The following is an 18,617-nucleotide window of genomic DNA, read 5'->3' on the forward strand; positions in this document are numbered from 1 at the left end:
CCGGGGACTACCAGGCTGCGGCCGGGGCCGCGCCACTTGAAGATCTCGCCGATCCAGTTTAGGAGCGAAGCCTGGCCCGGTCAACGCGCGCGTGCCGCCTCTGGCCGGCCCGGCCTCAGCCCGCGAAGCCCCCTTCGTCCAGAAAGCGCTGTTCGTCCTCGGTGGTGACCCGGCCGAGCATGGCATTACGATGCGGGAAGCGGCCGAACCGCAGGATGATGTCGCGGTGCAGCTCGGCCCAGCGCAGCGCATCGGGATCGAGCTCGGCCATCAGCGCCACGCACTGCGCCTGGGCCTCCGGATCCTCCGCATGCTCCAGCGGGAGGTAGAAAAACTGCCGCAGCGCCGGCTCGGCCTGACGATCTAGGCCCACCGCGATGGCCCGGCGCGCATGGGCCAGCGCGAGGCCGTCGGTGGCATACATGTGCGCCGTGCCGCGGAACGCATTGCGCGGGAACTGGTCCAGCAGGATCATGAGGGCCAGCGCGCCCTCGACCGTGCCCGCCCAGTGCGCCAGCGCACCGCGCGCCGCGGCAAGGTGCGCACCCAGGAAACGCCGCCGCAACAGGGCGTCGAAGGCGTCGTCCTTGGCGAACCAGGCCGCCGGGCCGGCCTCGCGCCAGAACGCCACCACCTCGCCAGCCGGCGGGATATCGGGATCGGCCCCGAAAGCCGCATCGATGTCCGTCATGCCATCGCCTCCATGCGCAGGAACCGGCATGCCCGGCCCCGCCGTTGCAGGAATCAGAAAAACCCATCGGGTAGGGTGAGGGGTCACCCCCTCGGCCCTCCCACACCACCGTACGTGCGGTTCCGCATACGGCGGTTCAGTTGATACGCTGGAGGCGATCCACGGTATCGCGGATCGAGATCAGCCCCAGCCCCTGGAAGTACGCGTTGGGCAACGCGTGCGTCAGGTGTGAGGCGCCCGCATTCCACCAAGGCCCACGGCCATTGACGCTGGACTTCGCCGCGCGTGCCGGGTCTAGCCCCAGCACGATCATGTGCCGTCTTCGCGTCCGTGGCCGCTTCCATTGCCGCCAGATCAGGCAGCGCAACCGCCGCCTTATCCAGCCGTCCAGTCCCTGCATCCGGCGTCGCTGCAGGCTCAGCCGGAAGTAGTTCGCCCAACCCCTCAGTAGCGGGTTCAGCGTCTGGATCGTGTAACCAACGGACCAACCCCGGCCTTCGCGCACCACCTCCCGCACCCGGCTCATCAATCGCTCGATGCTCTCCGGGGCGATCCGCAGGTGCGCCTGCCCAAGCCGTACGGCCACCCGGTACCCCAGGAACTTGCGTGCCCCCGGCCGGGCCACCGCACTCTTGGCCTCGTTCACGCGCAGCCTCAAGACCCTCTCGAGATAGGCCCTGGTGCTGCGCATCACCCGCTCGCCCGCCCGCTTGCTTGCGACGTAAATGTTGCAGTCGTCCGCATAGCGGCAGAACGCCAGGCCTCGGCGCTCCAGTCTATGGTCCAGATCACTGAGCAGGATGTTCGACAACAGCGGCGAGAGCGGTCCGCCTTGCGGCGTGCCTTCTGTACGCGCCTGCGCCAGCCCATCGGCCATCATCCCCGCTTGCAGCAAGCGGCGAATCAGCTTCAGGACCTCCTTGTCTTGCACCTGCCGCGCCACCCGGGCCATCAGCACGTCGTGGTCCACTCGGTCAAAGAACTTCTCCAAGTCCAGGTCCACCACCCAATGCCGTCCCGCCTGCACATGGGCCTGCGCCTGACGCACCGCGTCCAACGCACTCCTGCCAGGACGGAACCCGAAGCTGCTCGCCGAGAACGTCGGCTCGAAGATCGGTTGCAGCACTTGATGCAACGCCTGCTGGATGAGCCGGTCTACCACGGTCGGCACGCCCAGTGTCCGTACCCCGCCTTGCGGCTTCGGTATGTCCACCCGGCGCACCGCCCGCGGCATATACGTCCCCGCCAGCAGCGCCGCCCTTACGCTGGGCCAGTGCGCCTTCAGCCAGCCGCCAAGGTCTTGCACGGTCATGCCGTCTATGCCGGCCGACCCCTTATTCCCCAGCACTCGCCTGTACGCCTGGCTCATGTTCGAGCGTTCCACGACCCGCCGCATCAGCGAGTCGCCCTCCGATTTCGTTTGCCCGGGTGTCGCTGTGCGGGCCTGCGCACCCCGGCCGCGCTCGGACAGCTTCCGGCCGCCTCCCGCCTCCAAGGCCCCTGTCTCCAGAGCTTCTGCATCCACAGCTCGCATCAAGATCACCCGTCCTACTCTCGGTATCCTCTGTTCGGGCCTTCGGTCATGGTCCTCATCGGCTCGCCGCCTTCGCCATCGACCTACTATGCCCTCGGCTGACTTCTGATCGCGCGTCCCCTCGCCTTGCGGCTTCGGTAGCTGGGCCAGCCCAGCACGCGGTCAGATCTCCCCGGGTATTGCACACCCACCTTCACGCTTATGCCTGTCGGATATACGTCCCAGCGTTCCGGACAAGTATCGGGCTTTGACGAGTTTGGCCGCCTTACCCCGCTGACACGCCTCATCCGCTTCCTGTGCGTCAGGCCAGCGCTTTGCCATCCGGCTTCCTTCAGACTCGCAGTCGCCCGCGAAACCCTTGCCTTCGGCTAACTCTTCCCCTTGTCGGGCGAGTAGAGGACTTCCACCTCCAAGTGGGTGCGCCCTGCCGGGCGCACCAAAAGCAAAAAAGCCCCTTGCGGGGCTTTCATCGGATGACCAGAAGCCTTAGAGGATCTGGATCTTCGTGGCTTGCGGGCCCTTGGGACCCATGGCGGTCACGAAGCTGACGCGCTGGTTTTCCTCGAGGGACTTGAAGCCATTGGCCTGAATTTCGGAGAAGTGCGCAAAGAGGTCCTTGCCACCCGACTCGGGGGTGATGAAGCCATAACCTTTCTCTGCGTTGAACCACTTAACGACGCCGGTTTCCATACTGTGTTTCCTAGAAATAATGTGGGCTTATCGCCCGGGACCACGGATCAATCAAGGAGGAGACAGTAGAACAATAACGGTCGCCGCAAAGGCAAGGCACTGTACGAACTTGAACACCCCAGATCGCGTGCCGACACTATCGTCAGGTTCCCCTCACAAGTCAACATAATCCTCAAAAATGCGTGCCAATAATGCAACAAAGAGAAACTCGGGACGCATTCAAAGGGGCTGTTACGCAACTATTTGCAAAATCGCACATAAATCCCGGATGTCCGGGCCCCAATTTCCGGTCCGCACACCGTTGCTGCCGGCCAAATCGCATGCCGTCCCGACGTCGTCAGTCGTCTTCCGGCAGGCCGAGGAGGTCGAGCGCGGCACCGTAGCAGTCTTCGTCGGCGCAGAAGAACACCATCACATCCGCGGGCTTGACGTTTTCGATCACCGCATCGATCTCCTCCTGGGCAGTGGATACGGCCTGGACGGCCGAAGCGTGGATGTCGGCGCCCGCCTCGACCAGCGCGGCCGGGACGAGTTCGGGAATGACTTCGAGGTCGGGCTCGCCAAGCACGACGAACGCCGTCAGGACGGCCCCGTCGACGTTCGTCTCGAGGCACAGGCCATGGGCCAGGGTCGCCTGGCGGCGGCTGGTGATCTGCATGATGGTTCCAGAGGGAAACAGGCGGCGCCCCGCCGCCTCAGTGGGAAAAACTCAGGGGGAAAAATAGCGGTGACGCACCTTGCGCGCCACCAGCGTGGCTGCTGCGCCGATTACGAGATTGAACATGCCGGCAGCCACGGCCAGCAGCCCGGCATGCGGCGCGAATTCGCCGCGATGCGCCAGCCCGAATGCAGCCGCCAGCACCAGCACCGCAATGACCGCCACGCCCGCCAGGCTGGCCGCGAGGCGCTGCAATCGCGCAAGCAGCGCACCGCCCGCAAGCGCCACGGCCACCACGGCTGCCATGGCCCAGTAGAGGGATTCATAGTCCATGCCGGCTCATCGGCAGTGTTGGTGCGAGGGAGGGGACTCTACGAACCAATGTTTATACGGGTTTCCAGGTTTTGTGGGGCCAAAACGGGGCCACACGCACATTCGAACATCACTCCCAGCCAGCGGTGGCCGCATCGAAGGACCGAATCAATTGTACGCGCACTTCGACGTGGCCCCCGGCCGCCTGCAGCTGCTCGGCGGTGGCCAACGGTCCTGCCCCCGCCGGCATCGAGCCTGGCCCGCCCCGTCCATCAGCCGGCGCCGTACCTTGGGTTTCTCGCCGCCCGATCCGCCAGCTCGGCCGCACTGCGTTGTGGCTCTGGCCAGCGAGTCAGCGAGCGGAAGAATTGCGCAAAAAATGACCAAAACACCCCGCGAAACGTCCCTTTTTCAAGATCGGGGGAGAGGTCGGGAAAAACCTAACCTTCCTAACCGGACATGCCACACTGCCCGCAGAGCCTTTATTCATGCGGGTTTCCGCGATTTCGCAAAACCTAACCTTTTCCTAACCATTTCCTAACCCGGTTAGGTTTCCATACCCTAACCTTTACAAAATACAACATCCTTATAAATCAATGACTTGTGCTCAGGTTAGGTTTCAGGTTAGGTTTGGTTAGGTTTCTACCCTAACCCTAGTAGTGCTTAAAAATCAGATACTTAGGGCCACTTTTTTGGCTCGGTTAGGAAGGTTAGGTTTTTCCCGCCCCCCTCCCCCACCCTGTGCAAAATTTGAGCAAACGCAAAGCAACCGCGCTCGCCGCGCAACGGGTATCGCGGTGAGTCCGTACCGCGTCATATCGCGGCGTCCAGTAACGCCCTAAGTCGGGCCGCTAAGGGGCTTTCTGCTTGGCGCCCAGGGGTGACGCACCAGCGAGTCGAAAACGACCCATTTAGCGGGCAGGCGCGGAGGGGGGAAGACCGCGCGCCGGAGGGCTTCGCCGACAAAAAAGCTGTATATTTATACAGTCTTTTGAGGTGATGCCATGGCGAAATACCCGACCTTCGAGCCCGCCCCCCCGATGCTGACCGGCAACGAGATCCGCCGGCTGTATGATTTGGCTCACGTACGGATGTGGTGGCCTGGTTGCTGGAGACGGCCGAAGAGCTGAAGATGGAACCGTGCGTGATTGAGTCCCGCAAAACGGATTTCCGTGCCGAATTCCGGGAGAAGGTCAAGAACATCACTAAAGCTGACCGCGAAAGGAAGGGAAAGACGGGTCTTGACATATAGACCCAATGGGTCTAATATTAGGTCTGTGGGTAGCGCATTGGGCGCAGCCCCTCAACCTCGAAGAGAGAGACCTTCAAATGGAAATGACTGTCATGGAAGCCGCCCAGCTGGAAAAAACGCACGCTGAGATCGCCAAGCTGATGGCCGAGACGTCGAAGATCAACGCCGAAGCCCGCAAGCTGACGCGCGAGACGGTCTGGTACCCGCTGCTGATCGCCACCGGCCTGGTCGGCTCCATCGTCGCGCTGACCAAGCTTTTCCTGTAACGACGAAGCCCCGCCAATGTGCGGGGCTTTTCCCTTCCGAGCCCATGCCCACCATCCATAACTACTCCCCTCCCACCACCGAGCAACTAGATGCCTTCAAGGCGGAGCTAGGCTTCACAGGTGCGCAGATGGCCGAACTCTTCGCACTAGGTGGCTCGCACCAATGGCGCAAGTACACCGGCGGGCAGTCGCCACGGGCCATGAGCGTGCAGATGCTTTTCTTTGGCTGCGCCATGCTGGAGCTGCCTCCAGAACAAATCGAGCGCGTGTTGGCCCGTATGCGGGCGGCAGGGGCGCAGTTTGACTATGACGAAGCGACGGAGCGGTAGAGGCGAATGCAGCGTAAGGCTCACCGGGCGTGCGAGATCTGCCTGGATTTATCCCGCTTTCACGGACAGGTTAGGGCTTGGTTTTCAAGCCGGAACGGGTTCAGGTATTGCTTGATTTGAGCGTTCGAAGTTGGCAGGCGACAGATACCCCAGGCCGGAGTGTCGGCGCCGCGGGTTGTACCAGCCCTCGATGTAACTGAACAGCGCCATGCGGGCCTCGGTCTTCGTTTTAAAGACGTTGCGTTCAATCAGTTCACACTCGAGCGTAGCGAAGAAGCTCTCGGCCATGGCGTTGTCATAGGCATCGCCCACGCTGCCGGTCGAAGGTCTGACACCCATTTGCGCGCAGCGCTTGCCGAAGGCCACACTGGTGTATTGACTGCCCTGATCGCTATGATGGATGACCTCGTCGGGCTTGCGCTGCGCCAGCGCCATGTTCAACGCGGTCAGCACCAGATCGGTCGTCATGCGTTCGCCGATGGACCATCCCACCACACGCCGGCTCCAGACATCGAGCACGATGGCCAGGTAGACGAACCCCGCCCAGGTTGGCACGTAGGTCATATCCGCTACCCACAACTGATTCGGGCCATCGGCCTGGAAACGTCGGTTGACCAGGTCGGCCGGCGGGCGCTGGCGAGGCTCGCGCTGCGTGGTGATCGTAAAGCCCCGACGCTTGCTGACTCCGCGCAACTTGGCCGCGCGCATCAACCGGGCGATGCGCTTACCCCCGACACGCACGCCGTGCTCGGCCAGTTCGGCCCGGATACGCGGCATGCCGTAAGTCTGGCGCGAGTCGGCGTGGATCGTGCGGATACGCTCGCTGAGCACTGCATCGGCGATCGCCCGCTTCGATGGCCCTCGGTGCTGCCAGTCGTAGAAGCCGCTGTGCGACACGCCGAGTATTCGGCACATGGCTCTCACGGGGAAGTCGGCCTGGTGCGCGCTCATGAGTTCGAAGACGGCGTGGACGTCTTCTCGCTTTTGTTTGCGAACCAGGCCGTAGCCTTTGCCAGGATGTCGCGCTCCATCTGGACCTGGCGCAGTTGGCGACGCAGTCGGATGAGTTCTTCACGCTCGGCCTCGTTCAAGGCACTGCCTGCCGACTTGGCCGGCTTGTCTGCCTTCAGGCCGGCAGCAGCCACCCAGTTGACGACCGTCTGGGCCGAGCAACCGAACTCCTGGGACAGCTCGGCAGGAGTTCGGCCGGCTGCGACCAACTCCACGATCTGCTGGCGAAATTCCGCCGGATACGGCGGGCGTGTCTTGGGCATTGCGGACTCCTTGTTCCACTAAGGGTAAGGTGTCCGTCAAACCGGGGCAAATCCAAATCCAACCTTTTACGCCGTCGGCGCATAGAGCTCGCCCGATATCACGCCACCAAGCCTGTACGGACTATCCCCCACTGCGAGGTCTGCGGCACCGCATTGCCAATAGGCCGAGGCCTTTCGAAGCTGACTTGCAGGGGCGAATGCCGGCGCGTGCGCCGCTTATTACTAGCCCGCCAAAAGCAGCACAGCGAATAGCTTCGGACTCGCTTAGGCACAGCTGGTCGCTCTACCCCTCCCCGTAATCTTCTATTACGATATGATGCGTTCATACACGGCGCACGTAGAGGGAGTCATGGAGATCATCCACTTCCAAATAAGAGCTAGCTCTTCACCCGATCCCTACACCATTACCGTCACTCGCAGTCGCGGCGAAGTCACCCTCACGTGCACGTGTGCTGGAGCGGCAAATGGCCAGATGTGCAAGCACCGTCTTGGCATTATCGAGGGAGACGCTTCCGCCATCCTTGGCGACAGTACGCGGGACGTACATCAGGTCCGCGAGTGGATCGCCGGGTCGCCTCTGTACCAAGCAGTAGAGGCTTTGCGGACCGCCCTGGCTGAGGAAGAAGCTGCGAAGACGCGGGTCAGGCACGCTAAGCGCAGTCTAGCCGCCATGTGCATGGGAGGTAAGCTGTGAGTCGCCGGGTTGAGAACAAAGTGGTTGCCTTTACGGATTCAAAAGGGGAACTTTCCGGTTACGCGGCAGGTTGGTTCTTCTGGGTGCACAAGGCGTTCCGTGAGGCACTGGATATCTCCTATCGCTACCCGATCGATGAAGAGAAGACCAAGATCGCTCGCGACAAGCGCAGTCTCGCGCTACACGGCGTCACTCATGACGAACTGAAGCGCCAATTGGGCAAGAATTTTGCCGACTCATTGAAGCACCAAGAAGTCATGCGCACAAAAATTCCGCGGCGCGTCGACACCATAGGTGATCCTCCCGCATACAACTTTCGACCATATGATGGCCTTGAGAGCCGGTGTGGTCGATGGTATGTACAAGTCAAAGATCCCCGCACAGTCGGCGCTGAGTCCAACGAAGACGAAGACCCAAATACGCTCTACGTCCAGCTTTTTGCGCGACTCGAGCCAACCCAGCGTTGGGAGCCGCGACAGCTGTACAAATTGTCCCAAGCTGAGTTTGGCCAATTGCTTTTCACCGGCTCGTGTGCATCTTTGAACCTCACTCTACCCACAGATCTCGATGCTGCTTAGGCCGCTGCCTTACTCGACATCTTTGCTCATCTCTACGGCATAAGGCTTGAACCGCACGACCTCCTCGTCCAGCCAGGCATTCAGCTCCAAGAACCGGGCCTGCAGTGGTTCGATCTCATTGCGCGCAAAGACCTGAGCGGCCGGCAGCACCGCGCCAAACCCGCCCGTGTTGCCGGGCACGATCCCCATGAGCTGGGGCGGCACCCGGTGGGCCGCTAACACGTCGTCGCGCGTTGTGCTCTTGATGTTGAAAAAATCGTCCCGCGCAGCTACCTCGCTGATCGGGATTACCTGCACGCCATCCTTCTTGCCGCCGGGGGCATGAATGAAGAGATTGCGGAAGTTCCCCGGTCCCTTCGAGTTGCGCAGCGCCTGGCGGATGTTATCGACGTCCCTAGTGTTGTTGACCGCGTCGGACATATACAAGATGAAGCCCGCATGGCTTCCATTGTTGTAGTAGCGCCGCCGGAACAACGTGGCGGACTCGTTGAGCCAGGCACTTTGCAGCGTGCTGAGGTACTCCGGGAGGCCATACACCTCCTGGTTGATGTCCGGTTCCTTGAGGTGCCAGATACTGCCTGGTGCGAACTCGAATTCATCGGCCCCACCGGGCACGTAATAGAACGTCCCAGGTTCGACGCCAACACGCATGTACTTCGCCAGCGCGGGCCGCAGGCCCAGCAGGCGCCCGGTGACACTGCGGCGCTGCTCGATATAGCCATTCCCAAAGGTCAGGAAATTGACGGCCAGCTCCTTGACAAGGGCGGGCGGCAACAGAGGGTGCGGCTCTAACGTCGACGCCAGCACGTTGGCCTTGAAGTAGATGGCGCTGCTGTGGTGCGTGCTGGCCCGGAAACTCTTGGCCAGGCCATGAAAGCTGATGGGCGGCTCATACCACCGACCATTGTCCAGGCACTCGATGTAGTCCAGAATCTCGCGCCGGTCCATCACCGGTACGGGATCGTCAAAGGTGAAGGCCTCCACGCCGGGGCGTGGCCCTGCTGCCGCGGCAAGCGGTGCGCCCCGGGCATCTATCAGCTGACTCATGCAAATATCTCCACTGTTCCCTGGTTGGCCTGCCCACCCTCCAGGGGTTCAAAGTCCAGAGCGTGCATGCACGCCCATGCAAGATCCGCGTGGCCCGTGTCATCGGCCCGCCCCGCGTCATACGTCACGCTGCGCCCGCTCGCAGTGAGCGTCTTTCGGATAGCCATGAAGGACTGTGCGAGGTCGCTCCAGCCAGCATCGAACTCCAGGCGCTTGTTACGCATCACGTCTCCTGCCTTCAGCACCAGGCGCGACTTCACCTCCGGCGAATAGGTGATCTGGCGAACCGTCGGGAAGAATTGCTTGACCAGCTGGAACACGCCCTGCCCCATGCCCGTCGCATCAATGGCGATATCCACCACGGCGTACTGCTCTGTCAGCTCGCGGATCTTCTCCGCCTGCTTGGCAAAATCGAGGCCTCGCCACTGGTAACGCTCCAGGATCCGAAACTTGCCGCCCGGCGTGCGGGGCAGCGCAACCACAACGCACCCTGCCGAGTCGCCCGAAAGCGACGGGTCATATCCGATGGCCACAGGGTGGTAGGCGTAGCGGCGTAAGCCGAAATAATCCACGTCGACCCAATCCACCATTGCATCGACCATGCAGCCCTGCAGCAGCGCCAGCGGAAACACCGACGCGCTGTCGTCGATGAACTTGCACATGAGCAGGTTCTCGAACTGGTCGGGGCTGTATTCGTAGTTGCGCAGCTCGTCAATGTCGAAGAGATTGCAGCCGCCTGCCTCGGCATCCATGATCGTGACGATCTGCCGCCACACCCTGTCGGCGCACAGCACGCCGCCCTGCAGCGCGGCGTGGTCCACGTCGATACTTACCTGCTCCTTCTTGCTTCGGCGCTTGTTGAACTGCTCGCCGGTCCACAACGGGTATGCCTCGTGCGACATTGCCGATGGCGTACTGAAGTACGTCTTGCGCCATTGCTTGTGCAGCGCCATGCCGCTGGCCACCTTGTTCAGCTCGGCGAACTTAGGCACCCAGAAGAACTCATCGAAGTAGAAATTTCCGTGGTACGACTGAGCCGTGCGCGCGTTCGTGCCCAGGAAATACAGGTGGGCCCCATTAGGCAGCACAATGGGATCGCCCTTGAGATCGACGTCGGCCGCCTCGCGCGCGAACTGCACGATGTACTGCTTGAACACGTGCGCCTGCGACTTCGAAGCGGACAGAAAAATCTGATTGCGCCCCGTGGATATCGCATCTACCAGCGCCTCGCGGGCGAAGTACCACGTCGCGCCTATCTGGCGCGACTTCAGGATCATGCGCGTGCGCTGATCGCCATTCCGATACCAAACCTTCTGATAGTCAAACAGCGACCCCTCGAACGCCGCCAGGAGCTTTGTAGCCTGCTCCTCGCTGATGGCGTTTCTTTCCGGCCGGCGCTTTGGCCCGGCGTTGCGGCGCTCCAGATTCGGGTTGAGGTCCGATTCGCTGCCGCCGCCTTCATAGCGCCGTACGCGCGCCGTGCGCTCCAGCTGACGCGTGAGAAGGTCAATCTCCTTGAAGTCCCGGCCGTCCTTCTGATCCTTGGCCACAAGCAGGGCCAGCCGGGTCTCGATCGCGCTCTCAATCTTCTGCAGCGGCGTGGCCTTGTCCCAGCCGTCGCGGGACTTCCAGCTATGCACCGTGGTGCGCTTCTCGCCCAGGCGGCGGGCAATGGACGAAACGCGCCAGCCCTGCCAGTACAGGTCGCGGGCAACGCGGCGCGGGTCTGTGGTTTCGCGGTTCTCCAACATGCCCGCCATGCTGCCGGCAATTCTCGCGCGCGCGTGATCCCTGCTTTTGTGGCACCGCCAGATACGTCTCTGCATCGTTGAGCGCGCGGTGGCCTACAGCCAGTATGGCAACACCTCAACACCACTGAGCAGCGAGACAACCATGCCCAAGAAATGGTTTACCGTGGCCACCGAAGGCCAGACCACCGATGGCCGCGTCATCGAGCGCAAATGGCTCGAAGATATCGCCGAGACCTACGACCGCAAGAAGTACGGCGCGCGTATCTGGCTGGAGCACTTCCGCGGCATCCTGCCCGATGGCCCGTTCAAGGCCTATGGCGATGTGCTGGCCGTGCGTACGGCGGAGAACGAGCAAGGGCAGCTGACCCTCCAGGCCGAGATCGAGCCGACCAACGATCTGGTCGCCATGACCAAGGCGCGCCAGAAAATCTACACGTCCATGGAGATCGACCTCAACTTTGCCAATTCCGGCAAGGTGGGGCTCATCGGCCTGGCTGTCACCGATACCCCGGCCAGCCTGGGAACTGACATTCTGGAATTCGCCGCACAGCATCCGGACAAGAATCCGCTCGCTGCTCGCAAGCAGTCGCCCGCCAATCTCTTCACGTCGGCGCTGCCGGTCGAAATGGATTTCACCGAGATCGGCCTGGAGACGGAGGCTGCAGGGCTGCTGCGCAAGATGGCCGAGACCTTCCGCGCCATCGCCGCACCCAAGGCCAACCCGGCAGCTCTCGGTGAGCTCTCGGAGGCCTTCACCGCATTCTCTGCGCACTACACCGAGCAGCAACAGGCCCATGCGGCGGCCCTGGCCAGTCTGCAGGCCGAGGTCGAGGAGTTCAAGACGCACTACGTGCCGGTCTCGGAATTTGCCGCCCTGCGTGCCCAGCTGGACAACACCGACCGCAGCGCGGTGCATCGCCCGACCGCCACCGGCAGCAACGGCACCGTGCAGACGGACTGCTGAACCACACACCATCTACTGGAGCTACACATGCGCACCGATACTCGCGCTCATTTCAGCGCTTACCTCAAGCAGATCGCGTCCCTGAACGGCGTGGAAGACCCCACCAAGGCATTCAACGTGCAGCCTGCCGTGCAGCAGCGAATGGAGCAGAAGATCCAGGAAAGCTCCGAATTCCTCACGAAGATCAACATGCCCCTCGTCACGGACCAACAGGGCCAGAAGATCGGCCTGGGCGTGGCGAGCCCGGTGGCCAGCCGCACCGACACCACGACGAAGTCGCGCCAGACGCGCGACCTCACCGCGCTGGACGACAACGGCTACCACTGCATCAAGACCAACTTCGATACCCATATTCCGTATGCGCGCCTGGACGCCTGGGCCCGCTTCCCCGACTTCCAGGTGCGCGTGCGCGACGCGCTGCTCAAGCGCCAGGCCCTCGACCGCATCATGATCGGCTTCAACGGCGAAGCCGCTGCGACCGAAACCGATCTCGAGGCCAACCCGCTGCTGCAGGACGTGAACAAGGGATGGCTGCAGAAGCTGCGCGAACGCGCGCCCCAACGCGTGCTCAACCAGGGTGCCGCAGCGGGCAGCCCCGTGCGTATCGGTAAGGGCGGCGACTATGCCAACCTCGACGCGGCGGTCTTCGACCTGCTGGAGCTTCTGGATCCGTGGTTCCAGGCGGACACTCAGCTGGTGGCCATCGTCGGGCGGGGCTTGCTGCATGACAAGTACTTTCCGCTCATCAACGGTAGCGAGCCTGCCACCGAGAAGCTCGCCGCCGACATCATCGTGAGCCAGAAACGGATCGGCGGCCTGCCGGCCGTAGCCGTACCCTACTTCCCGTCCGGCCGTGTGCTGGTCACGCGCTACGACAACCTGTCGATCTACACCCAGGAGGGCTCGCGCCGGCGTTACGTGCGGGAAGCTCCCGAGCGCGACCGGGTGGAGTTCTACGAGTCGTCCAACGATGACTATGCCGTGGAAGACTACGGGTGCGCGGCCCTGCTGGAGAACATCGAAATGCTGGACGACTCCGGAGCCCCGGTTACGACCGAGGCGACACAGGAGGGCCAATAACATGGCGAGCCTGGCCCAACGCCACCGCATCCGGGTGCTCGCTGAGCAAGCCAACCCGGGTGCTGCGAGCGTCACGGCCGGCGGCGCCCATCGGATGATGATGGCCCGCCTGACCGCCGACCGCCGCCGCCTGCACGACATCCAGTCCGTCGAACGCAAGATCGCGGCCAAGCGCGAAATGTTGCCGGCGTACAGCGACTACATCGCCGGCGTGCTCAAAGCCGATGCCGGCGGCCAGGACGAGGTCATCACCACGTTGATGGTTTGGCATCTGGACGTGCTGGATTTCTCCCACGGGCTGGAGATCGCGGCCTATGTGCTCAAGCATGAGCTGGCGCTGCCCGAGCGGTACAACCGCAAGGTGCCGGCCCTGCTGCTCGATGAAGTGCCCGGCGCAGTGCTTGAGGGCCGCGTACCTGCCACTTCCGACACGCTGACCGCACTGCAGCGCGTAGCTGCCCTCACCCAGGACCAGGACGCGCCGGACCAGGCGCGCGCCAAGCTGCACCGGGCGCTTGGCGAAGTGTTGGCGGCCATGGCCGGCGAGACCCCGACCGGCGCCCAACTGGAGATGGCCCGCGCGGCGCTCGCCCAGTTGAACCGGGCAGTCGCCCTGCACCAGGCAGTCGGCGCCAAAAAGACCATCGAGCAACTGCAACGGACCATCAAACGGGCCGAGGCGGCATCTGCCGCTTCGCCCTGACCGAGTGCCCCCAAGCGCACGGCGGCGCGGGCTGAAGGTGAGTCACCGATCCACTGGAAGCCCGCCCACCGCCGGTTTCCGGAATCGTACCCATGAGCTTTATCGCAGCCGCACCCCTCCCCGCTGACGCGAGCCCGCCCGAGGTCATCGCCAACGACGGCTTCTGGCCCAGCATCGGCCTGTCGGACGCTCGCCAGATCATGCGCCTGGACGACGGCACTGTGCCACAGGCGCGACTGCGCCATGCCCTGGTTGCCGCCATGATCGAGGTCGCGCGCGATGTGGCAGACTGGAAAGCCCAGCGCCTGGCCGAAGGCTACACGACGGCGGACGAGGTGCCCAGCCCGTGCATTGATGGGGTACCTGTGCACATGCACTGCTACCTGCGCGCCGTGTACTGCTACGCCAAAGCCGACGTCATCGAGCGCATGACGGACTACGACCTCACCGGTACCGGCCAGCGCAAGCGCGAACTGATGGACGAGGCGCCCGACGATCTGCGCCGCGACGGGCTGTGGGCCATCTCGCGTCTGCTGGACCGTTCACGCGCGACTGTGGAGCTGATCTAGATGCAAGTGCGCACCCAACAAGGCGATACCGTCGATGCGCTGTGTTGGCGCTATCTGCGGATGACCCGGGGGGTGGTAGAGCAGACCTACGAGCTCAACCCCGGCCTGGCCGAGCACGGCCCGATCTTGCCTCACGGCCAGCTGGTCACCCTGCCCGAACCCTCCACCGAACCTACGACGGTGCCGACCGTCAACCTGTGGGACTGACATGGCTGAACCCTCTACCTCCACGGCCGCCGGTGCGACCCTGATATCGGGCGCGGCCCTGGCGTCGCTCTTACCGCACATGGACGCGAATGCCGCATTCGGCGCGATTATGGGCGCCGTCTTTGTCGCCAGCACCCGCAAAGACCTCTCCGCCTGGAAGCGTGTGTTGTCGTTCCTCTTCTCGGCGCTGTGCGGCTACGGTGGGGCTGGCGAATTCATCGCCCGCGGCCTGGCCATGCAGAGCTTCTTTCCCGCGATGCTGGTGGCGCTGGTCATCGTACCGGTTGCGCTGAAGGTCATGGCCTGGGCCCCCGATATCGACCTCGCGCACCTGCGGGCCACCTTGCTGCGCCTTCTGGGGGACCGGAAATGATCGCCGCGGCCTCTTCGACCATCGCGCCCCTGGCACTGGTTTGCGCCCTTGTGTACGTGGCCGCGGCCTGTCGATTCCTAGCCTACCGCCCCAATGGCGCCCGCCACCGGCCGGCGGTATCGCTGCTGGCGTGCGGACTGATCGCCGCGTTGCTGTGCCGGGCGGCCGAGATCCTGCTGTGTCAGGCCGCAACAGGTCTGCCGGAGCTCTGCATTGGCGCCTGCATCTGCGCGGCAGCCTGGCGTGCCCGTGGCAATGTGGCGGCGCTCCTGAGGGGGTGCGCCAATGGCTGACATCCTTCGCCGGGGCGACATCGGCCAAGCCGTCACCGACCTGCAGGCCGCGCTGCAGGCGGCTGGCTTCACCCTGGAGCGTACCGGCATCTATGACGAAGCCACCGAGACGGCTGTACGGGCCCTACAGCGCGTTTCCGGTCTGGTGGTGGACGGAAGGTATGGGCCCAAGTCGAAAGCGGCCCTACAGCGCTTGGATACTCGGCGCCTACTGCGCGAACGCGACCTCCAAGACGCGGCCGAGCGCCTGGGCGTGCCCCTGGCCAGCATCAAGGCCGTCAACGAGGTCGAGTCGGCCGGCTCCGGCTTTCTGGAAGACGGCCGGCCCAAGATCCTGTTCGAGCGCCACGTCTTCTACAACCGCCTGGGAGAGCATGGTCTGGATCCCGGCCCGTACGCCGAGCGCTACCCAAGCCTGGTTAACCCCAAGCGCGGCGGCTACGCCGGCGGCACCGCCGAATACACCCGCCTGGCCAGCGCTGAGGCCATCTGCCGTCCGGCCGCCCTGGAGGCTGCCAGCTGGGGATCATTCCAGATCATGGGATACCACTGGCGAAATCTGGGTTACGAGGGCATCGAGGTGTTCGTACAGGCCCAGGGCATGGGCGAAACGCAGCAGCTGGACGCCTTCGTGCGCTTCCTGCTGGCCGACCGTGCGCTACTCAGGGCCCTACGCGCACGCCGCTGGGCTGAATTCGCGCGCCGCTACAACGGGCCGGCGTATGCCGCGAACCTCTACGACGTCAAGCTGGCGCGGGCGTTCGACCGGTTTGCTGGCCAGGAACTGGAGCTGCAGGCATGACAACGCTTTCGAGCTGGTCCTGGCGCCTGGCCCCCTATCTGGCGGGCGCACTTCTGACATACGGCCTATGGACCCAGCACCAGGCGCTACAGGCACAGAGACAAGCCATCCAGACGTACGAGACCCAGCTGCGGGCGCAGAATCAGGCGATGCAGGACATCGCCGCGCGCGTGGACGGCTACGGAGTGCAGCTCAGGGAGCTGGCCGCCGTGCAAAGCGGCTTCCGGGCGGATCTTCAGGCCCGTGAGCGTGAAATAGGAGACCTCAAACGTGAAAATCCCGACTTCCGCACATGGGCTGACAGTGATTTGCCTCCTGATGCTCGCCAGCTGCGCGAGCGCCCCACCATCACCGGCGCTACAGGCTTCCGTGAATTCCTGCGCACCCGTGGTGCCGTGCGTCCTGACGGCCTCGAGCGCCACGACCAACGGCGACCTGCTGCAGCTGATTGATCGCATTGAGGCTGACTGGGCCATCTGCGCGGCACAGGTTGATGCCGTGGTTACGTGCCAGCAACAAGCCAATGAGGTGAACCATGCGCAAGCCCGCTGAGCTGCGCGCGTATCTCACGCGCGCCAACGCATTCCTGCAGGCGAACCCGGACCGGCTGAGCGTATTCATTGACGATGCCCGCGTGCGCAGTACGGCATCCGGCAACCTGTCTCATGAGTACGCCTATACCCTCAATCTCATCATCCAGGACTTCACGGGCGAGCCCGCAGCCATCGTGCTCCCCATCCTAGCCTGGCTACGCAGAGCACAGCCGGAAGTCTTCGCCAATCCGCAGATGCGCGATAACGCACTGCAGCTGGAGGTAGAACTACTGAACAATCAGACCGTGGACGTATCGATCCGATTGTCGTTGACCGAGCGTGTCGTGGTAGGTGCGGATAGCACGCCGGGTCGACTGCAGGCGCGGTATGTGGGTGAACCTGGCGAGCCCTACCTGACCGGCGACGGCGGACCGTATGACGTGTACGAGGGCGACAAGCACGTCACCACGCTGCCCGACGTGCCCTGGGATCCTATGGCATGAGCGCTGGGACATTCGAGGACGTGGCCGAGTGGGCGGCCGGCTTGATGGCGCGCCTGTCGCCGGCTGAGCGCAGGCGCGTCAATCGCCTGGTGGCCGTTGAACTCCGTCGCGCGCAGTCCGACCGCATTGCCGCCCAGCGCAATCCCGACGGCTCGACTTATGCGCCGCGGCGCGCGCGCAAAAATCTGCGCGGCAAGACCGGGCATATCCGGCGCAAGATGTTCACGCGTCTGCGCACGGCCCGCTACTTGAAGGCGCAGGCCACCGAATCGACCGCACTGGTGGGATTCACCGGTGCTACGGCGCGTATCGCCAGGATCCACCAGTACGGCCTGCGGGATCGGCCATCGCCCGGCATGCCGGACGTCAGATACGCCGTGCGCGCCCTACTCGGCTTCACGGGCGCCGACCGGGCCCGCATCCTCGACGCATACGCCCGACACCTTGCAGGCCTCGGCCTGTAGCTGGCCCGCCCACAACGGCAACTCCGTGCGCGCGCGAGGCCCGCCCGGCACCATGGGAGGCATGACGGACACAGCCGAACTCTACCGCCTGCTCGCCAACCTGATCCGGATTGGCCAGATCATTGCCGTGGATCTCACGCAACGACCCGCCCTTGTGCGTGTAGCCTCCGGCGATCTCGAGACCAACTGGTTGCAGTGGTGCGAGCGCCGGGCCGGCACGACGACCACATGGAGCCCACCCACCGTAGGCGAACAGGTACTGATGCTGTGCCCGGAGGGCGATACCGCCGCGGCTATCGTGGTTAGCGGGCTGAACTCCGACGCCAACCCGGCACCATCGGCAAGCCCGGACGAATGGAAGATCCGATTTCCGGACGGCGCCACCGTCACCTACAACCATGCCACCGGCGACTTGCTGCTCACCGGCATGCAGACTGCAACGGTGGAGGCTGCACGCAGCATGACCGTGCGCTGTCCCGACATCCTGCTCGACGGCAAAGTCACCGTCACCGACCTCTTTAGCTACCAAGCCGGCATGAGCGGCATGAACGGTCGCGGCAACAGCACCGCCATAACGGGAGACCTGACGCACCGCGACGGACGCCTCTCGAGCAATGGCGTTGTGCTCGATCAGCACAACCACGACGGCGTGCAGCGTGGGGGCAGTAGCACCGACGGGCCGAACAAATCATGAGCACGTACCTCGGCATGGACGCCCGGACCGGCTTACGGATCACCGACGGCGCGCACCTGCAGCAATCTGTAGCCAAGATCCTCGGCACCAGCATCGGCACGCGGCTGCGCCGCCGGCCCTTCGGCTCCAAGGCGCCGGACCTTATCGATGCACCGGCCAACCGCGCCACCCTGCTGCAACTGTACGCTGCGGGCGCGACGGCGCTTATGGCCTGGGAACCGCGGCTCAAGTTGCGGTCGATATCGGCCAACCTCGCCACTGACCAGCCCGGCCGAGTGGAGATCTCCGTAGCGGGCGAAACCTCCCACGATGGCGGTACGCAAGGCGTCTCTCTCACCGTGGCCATGGGAGGATAG

24 protein-coding genes are annotated in these 18,617 nt (G+C 63.6%); 16 read left to right on the top strand and 8 right to left on the bottom strand.

Annotation, left to right across the window (positions count from 1 at the left end; translation table 11 throughout):
• Window positions 1-115 precede the first annotated feature (115 nt).
• From ACYBYQ_RS11545 to ACYBYQ_RS11565, 5 genes are all read right to left on the bottom strand, one after another.
• Window positions 116-691 carry a DUF924 family protein gene (locus tag ACYBYQ_RS11545; protein WP_459614336.1) on the bottom strand — a complete coding sequence of 192 codons (576 nt, stop codon included), beginning with the start codon at window positions 689-691 and terminating at the stop codon, window positions 116-118.
• Window positions 692-827: 136 nt separating this feature from the next.
• Window positions 828-2,225, bottom strand: coding sequence for a group II intron reverse transcriptase/maturase (gene ltrA / locus ACYBYQ_RS11550; protein WP_459614337.1), 1,398 nt, complete (start codon window positions 2,223-2,225; stop codon window positions 828-830).
• Window positions 2,226-2,711: 486 nt separating this feature from the next.
• Window positions 2,712-2,915, bottom strand: coding sequence for a cold-shock protein (locus tag ACYBYQ_RS11555; protein WP_459614338.1), 204 nt, complete (start codon window positions 2,913-2,915; stop codon window positions 2,712-2,714).
• A gap of 337 nt (window positions 2,916-3,252) precedes the next feature.
• Complete coding sequence (locus ACYBYQ_RS11560) at window positions 3,253-3,573, bottom strand: hypothetical protein (protein WP_459614339.1); 321 nt, start codon at window positions 3,571-3,573, stop codon at window positions 3,253-3,255.
• A gap of 51 nt (window positions 3,574-3,624) precedes the next feature.
• Window positions 3,625-3,906, bottom strand: coding sequence for a hypothetical protein (locus tag ACYBYQ_RS11565; RefSeq protein ID WP_459614340.1), 282 nt, complete (start codon window positions 3,904-3,906; stop codon window positions 3,625-3,627).
• Between the two features lie 1,308 nt (window positions 3,907-5,214).
• Between ACYBYQ_RS11565 and ACYBYQ_RS11570 the strand changes: the two genes are divergently transcribed.
• Both ACYBYQ_RS11570 and ACYBYQ_RS11575 read left to right on the top strand, forming a co-directional pair.
• The gene (locus ACYBYQ_RS11570; RefSeq protein WP_459614341.1) at window positions 5,215-5,403 is read left to right on the top strand and encodes a hypothetical protein; all 189 of its coding nucleotides are present in this window, start codon (window positions 5,215-5,217) and stop codon (window positions 5,401-5,403) included.
• 44 nt (window positions 5,404-5,447) lie between these two features.
• Complete coding sequence (locus tag ACYBYQ_RS11575) at window positions 5,448-5,732, top strand: XRE family transcriptional regulator (protein ID WP_459614342.1); 285 nt, start codon at window positions 5,448-5,450, stop codon at window positions 5,730-5,732.
• An 84-nt stretch (window positions 5,733-5,816) separates the two neighbouring features.
• Here the strand turns inward: ACYBYQ_RS11575 and ACYBYQ_RS11580 are convergent.
• A protein-coding gene (locus ACYBYQ_RS11580; RefSeq protein ID WP_459614343.1) for an IS3 family transposase occupies window positions 5,817-7,006 on the bottom strand; the annotation gives its coding sequence in 2 pieces (ribosomal slippage) (window positions 5,817-6,736 and window positions 6,736-7,006; 1,191 coding nt in all).
• 714 nt (window positions 7,007-7,720) lie between these two features.
• On the opposite strand from ACYBYQ_RS11580, the gene ACYBYQ_RS11585 reads away from it, so the two are divergent.
• Window positions 7,721-8,278 carry a hypothetical protein gene (locus ACYBYQ_RS11585; RefSeq protein ID WP_459614344.1) on the top strand — a complete coding sequence of 186 codons (558 nt, stop codon included), beginning with the start codon at window positions 7,721-7,723 and terminating at the stop codon, window positions 8,276-8,278.
• Between the two features lie 9 nt (window positions 8,279-8,287).
• On the opposite strand, the gene ACYBYQ_RS11590 is transcribed toward ACYBYQ_RS11585, so the two are convergent.
• Both ACYBYQ_RS11590 and ACYBYQ_RS11595 read right to left on the bottom strand, forming a co-directional pair.
• Window positions 8,288-9,325 carry a phage portal protein gene (locus tag ACYBYQ_RS11590; RefSeq protein WP_459614345.1) on the bottom strand — a complete coding sequence of 346 codons (1,038 nt, stop codon included), beginning with the start codon at window positions 9,323-9,325 and terminating at the stop codon, window positions 8,288-8,290.
• The gene (locus tag ACYBYQ_RS11595) at window positions 9,322-11,076 is read right to left on the bottom strand and encodes a terminase large subunit domain-containing protein (protein ID WP_459614346.1); all 1,755 of its coding nucleotides are present in this window, start codon (window positions 11,074-11,076) and stop codon (window positions 9,322-9,324) included. Before ACYBYQ_RS11595 ends, ACYBYQ_RS11590 begins: the two co-directional genes overlap by 4 nt.
• Before the next feature lie 142 nt (window positions 11,077-11,218).
• Between ACYBYQ_RS11595 and ACYBYQ_RS11600 the strand changes: the two genes are divergently transcribed.
• From ACYBYQ_RS11600 to ACYBYQ_RS11660, 13 genes are all read left to right on the top strand, one after another.
• Window positions 11,219-12,040, top strand: a complete 822-nt coding sequence (locus tag ACYBYQ_RS11600) for a GPO family capsid scaffolding protein (RefSeq protein WP_459614347.1) — start codon at window positions 11,219-11,221, stop codon at window positions 12,038-12,040.
• Window positions 12,041-12,067: 27 nt separating this feature from the next.
• A complete protein-coding gene (locus ACYBYQ_RS11605; protein WP_459614348.1) occupies window positions 12,068-13,120 on the top strand; it encodes a phage major capsid protein, P2 family in 1,053 nt (350 codons plus the stop codon).
• 1 nt (window position 13,121) lies between these two features.
• Window positions 13,122-13,823: a phage terminase small subunit gene (gene gpM, locus ACYBYQ_RS11610; RefSeq protein ID WP_459614349.1), complete on the top strand. Its 702-nt coding sequence runs from the start codon at window positions 13,122-13,124 to the stop codon at window positions 13,821-13,823.
• A 92-nt stretch (window positions 13,824-13,915) separates the two neighbouring features.
• On the top strand, window positions 13,916-14,392 hold the full coding sequence (locus tag ACYBYQ_RS11615; protein WP_459614350.1) for a head completion/stabilization protein: 477 nt from the start codon (window positions 13,916-13,918) through the stop codon (window positions 14,390-14,392).
• On the top strand, window positions 14,393-14,599 hold the full coding sequence (locus tag ACYBYQ_RS11620) for a tail protein X (RefSeq protein ID WP_459614351.1): 207 nt from the start codon (window positions 14,393-14,395) through the stop codon (window positions 14,597-14,599).
• A gap of 1 nt (window position 14,600) precedes the next feature.
• Window positions 14,601-14,972 carry a putative holin gene (locus ACYBYQ_RS11625; RefSeq protein WP_459614352.1) on the top strand — a complete coding sequence of 124 codons (372 nt, stop codon included), beginning with the start codon at window positions 14,601-14,603 and terminating at the stop codon, window positions 14,970-14,972.
• Window positions 14,969-15,265 carry a phage holin family protein gene (locus ACYBYQ_RS11630; RefSeq protein WP_459614353.1) on the top strand — a complete coding sequence of 99 codons (297 nt, stop codon included), beginning with the start codon at window positions 14,969-14,971 and terminating at the stop codon, window positions 15,263-15,265. Before ACYBYQ_RS11625 ends, ACYBYQ_RS11630 begins: the two co-directional genes overlap by 4 nt.
• Window positions 15,258-16,067, top strand: coding sequence for an N-acetylmuramidase domain-containing protein (locus tag ACYBYQ_RS11635; protein WP_459614354.1), 810 nt, complete (start codon window positions 15,258-15,260; stop codon window positions 16,065-16,067). Before ACYBYQ_RS11630 ends, ACYBYQ_RS11635 begins: the two co-directional genes overlap by 8 nt.
• Before the next feature lie 318 nt (window positions 16,068-16,385).
• Entirely contained in the window at window positions 16,386-16,619 is a 234-nt protein-coding gene (gene lysC / locus ACYBYQ_RS11640; protein WP_459618763.1) for an Rz1-like lysis system protein LysC, read from the top strand.
• Window positions 16,603-17,103: a phage tail protein gene (locus ACYBYQ_RS11645; RefSeq protein WP_459614355.1), complete on the top strand. Its 501-nt coding sequence runs from the start codon at window positions 16,603-16,605 to the stop codon at window positions 17,101-17,103. Before lysC ends, ACYBYQ_RS11645 begins: the two co-directional genes overlap by 17 nt.
• A complete protein-coding gene (locus ACYBYQ_RS11650; RefSeq protein WP_459614356.1) occupies window positions 17,100-17,567 on the top strand; it encodes a phage virion morphogenesis protein in 468 nt (155 codons plus the stop codon). Before ACYBYQ_RS11645 ends, ACYBYQ_RS11650 begins: the two co-directional genes overlap by 4 nt.
• A 61-nt stretch (window positions 17,568-17,628) precedes the next feature.
• The gene (locus ACYBYQ_RS11655; protein WP_459614357.1) at window positions 17,629-18,261 is read left to right on the top strand and encodes a phage baseplate assembly protein V; all 633 of its coding nucleotides are present in this window, start codon (window positions 17,629-17,631) and stop codon (window positions 18,259-18,261) included.
• Window positions 18,258-18,617: a GPW/gp25 family protein gene (locus ACYBYQ_RS11660; RefSeq protein WP_459614358.1), complete on the top strand. Its 360-nt coding sequence runs from the start codon at window positions 18,258-18,260 to the stop codon at window positions 18,615-18,617. The genes ACYBYQ_RS11655 and ACYBYQ_RS11660 overlap by 4 nt, the downstream gene beginning before the upstream one ends.

This window comes from Bordetella sp. 2513F2 (genome assembly GCF_054642735.1).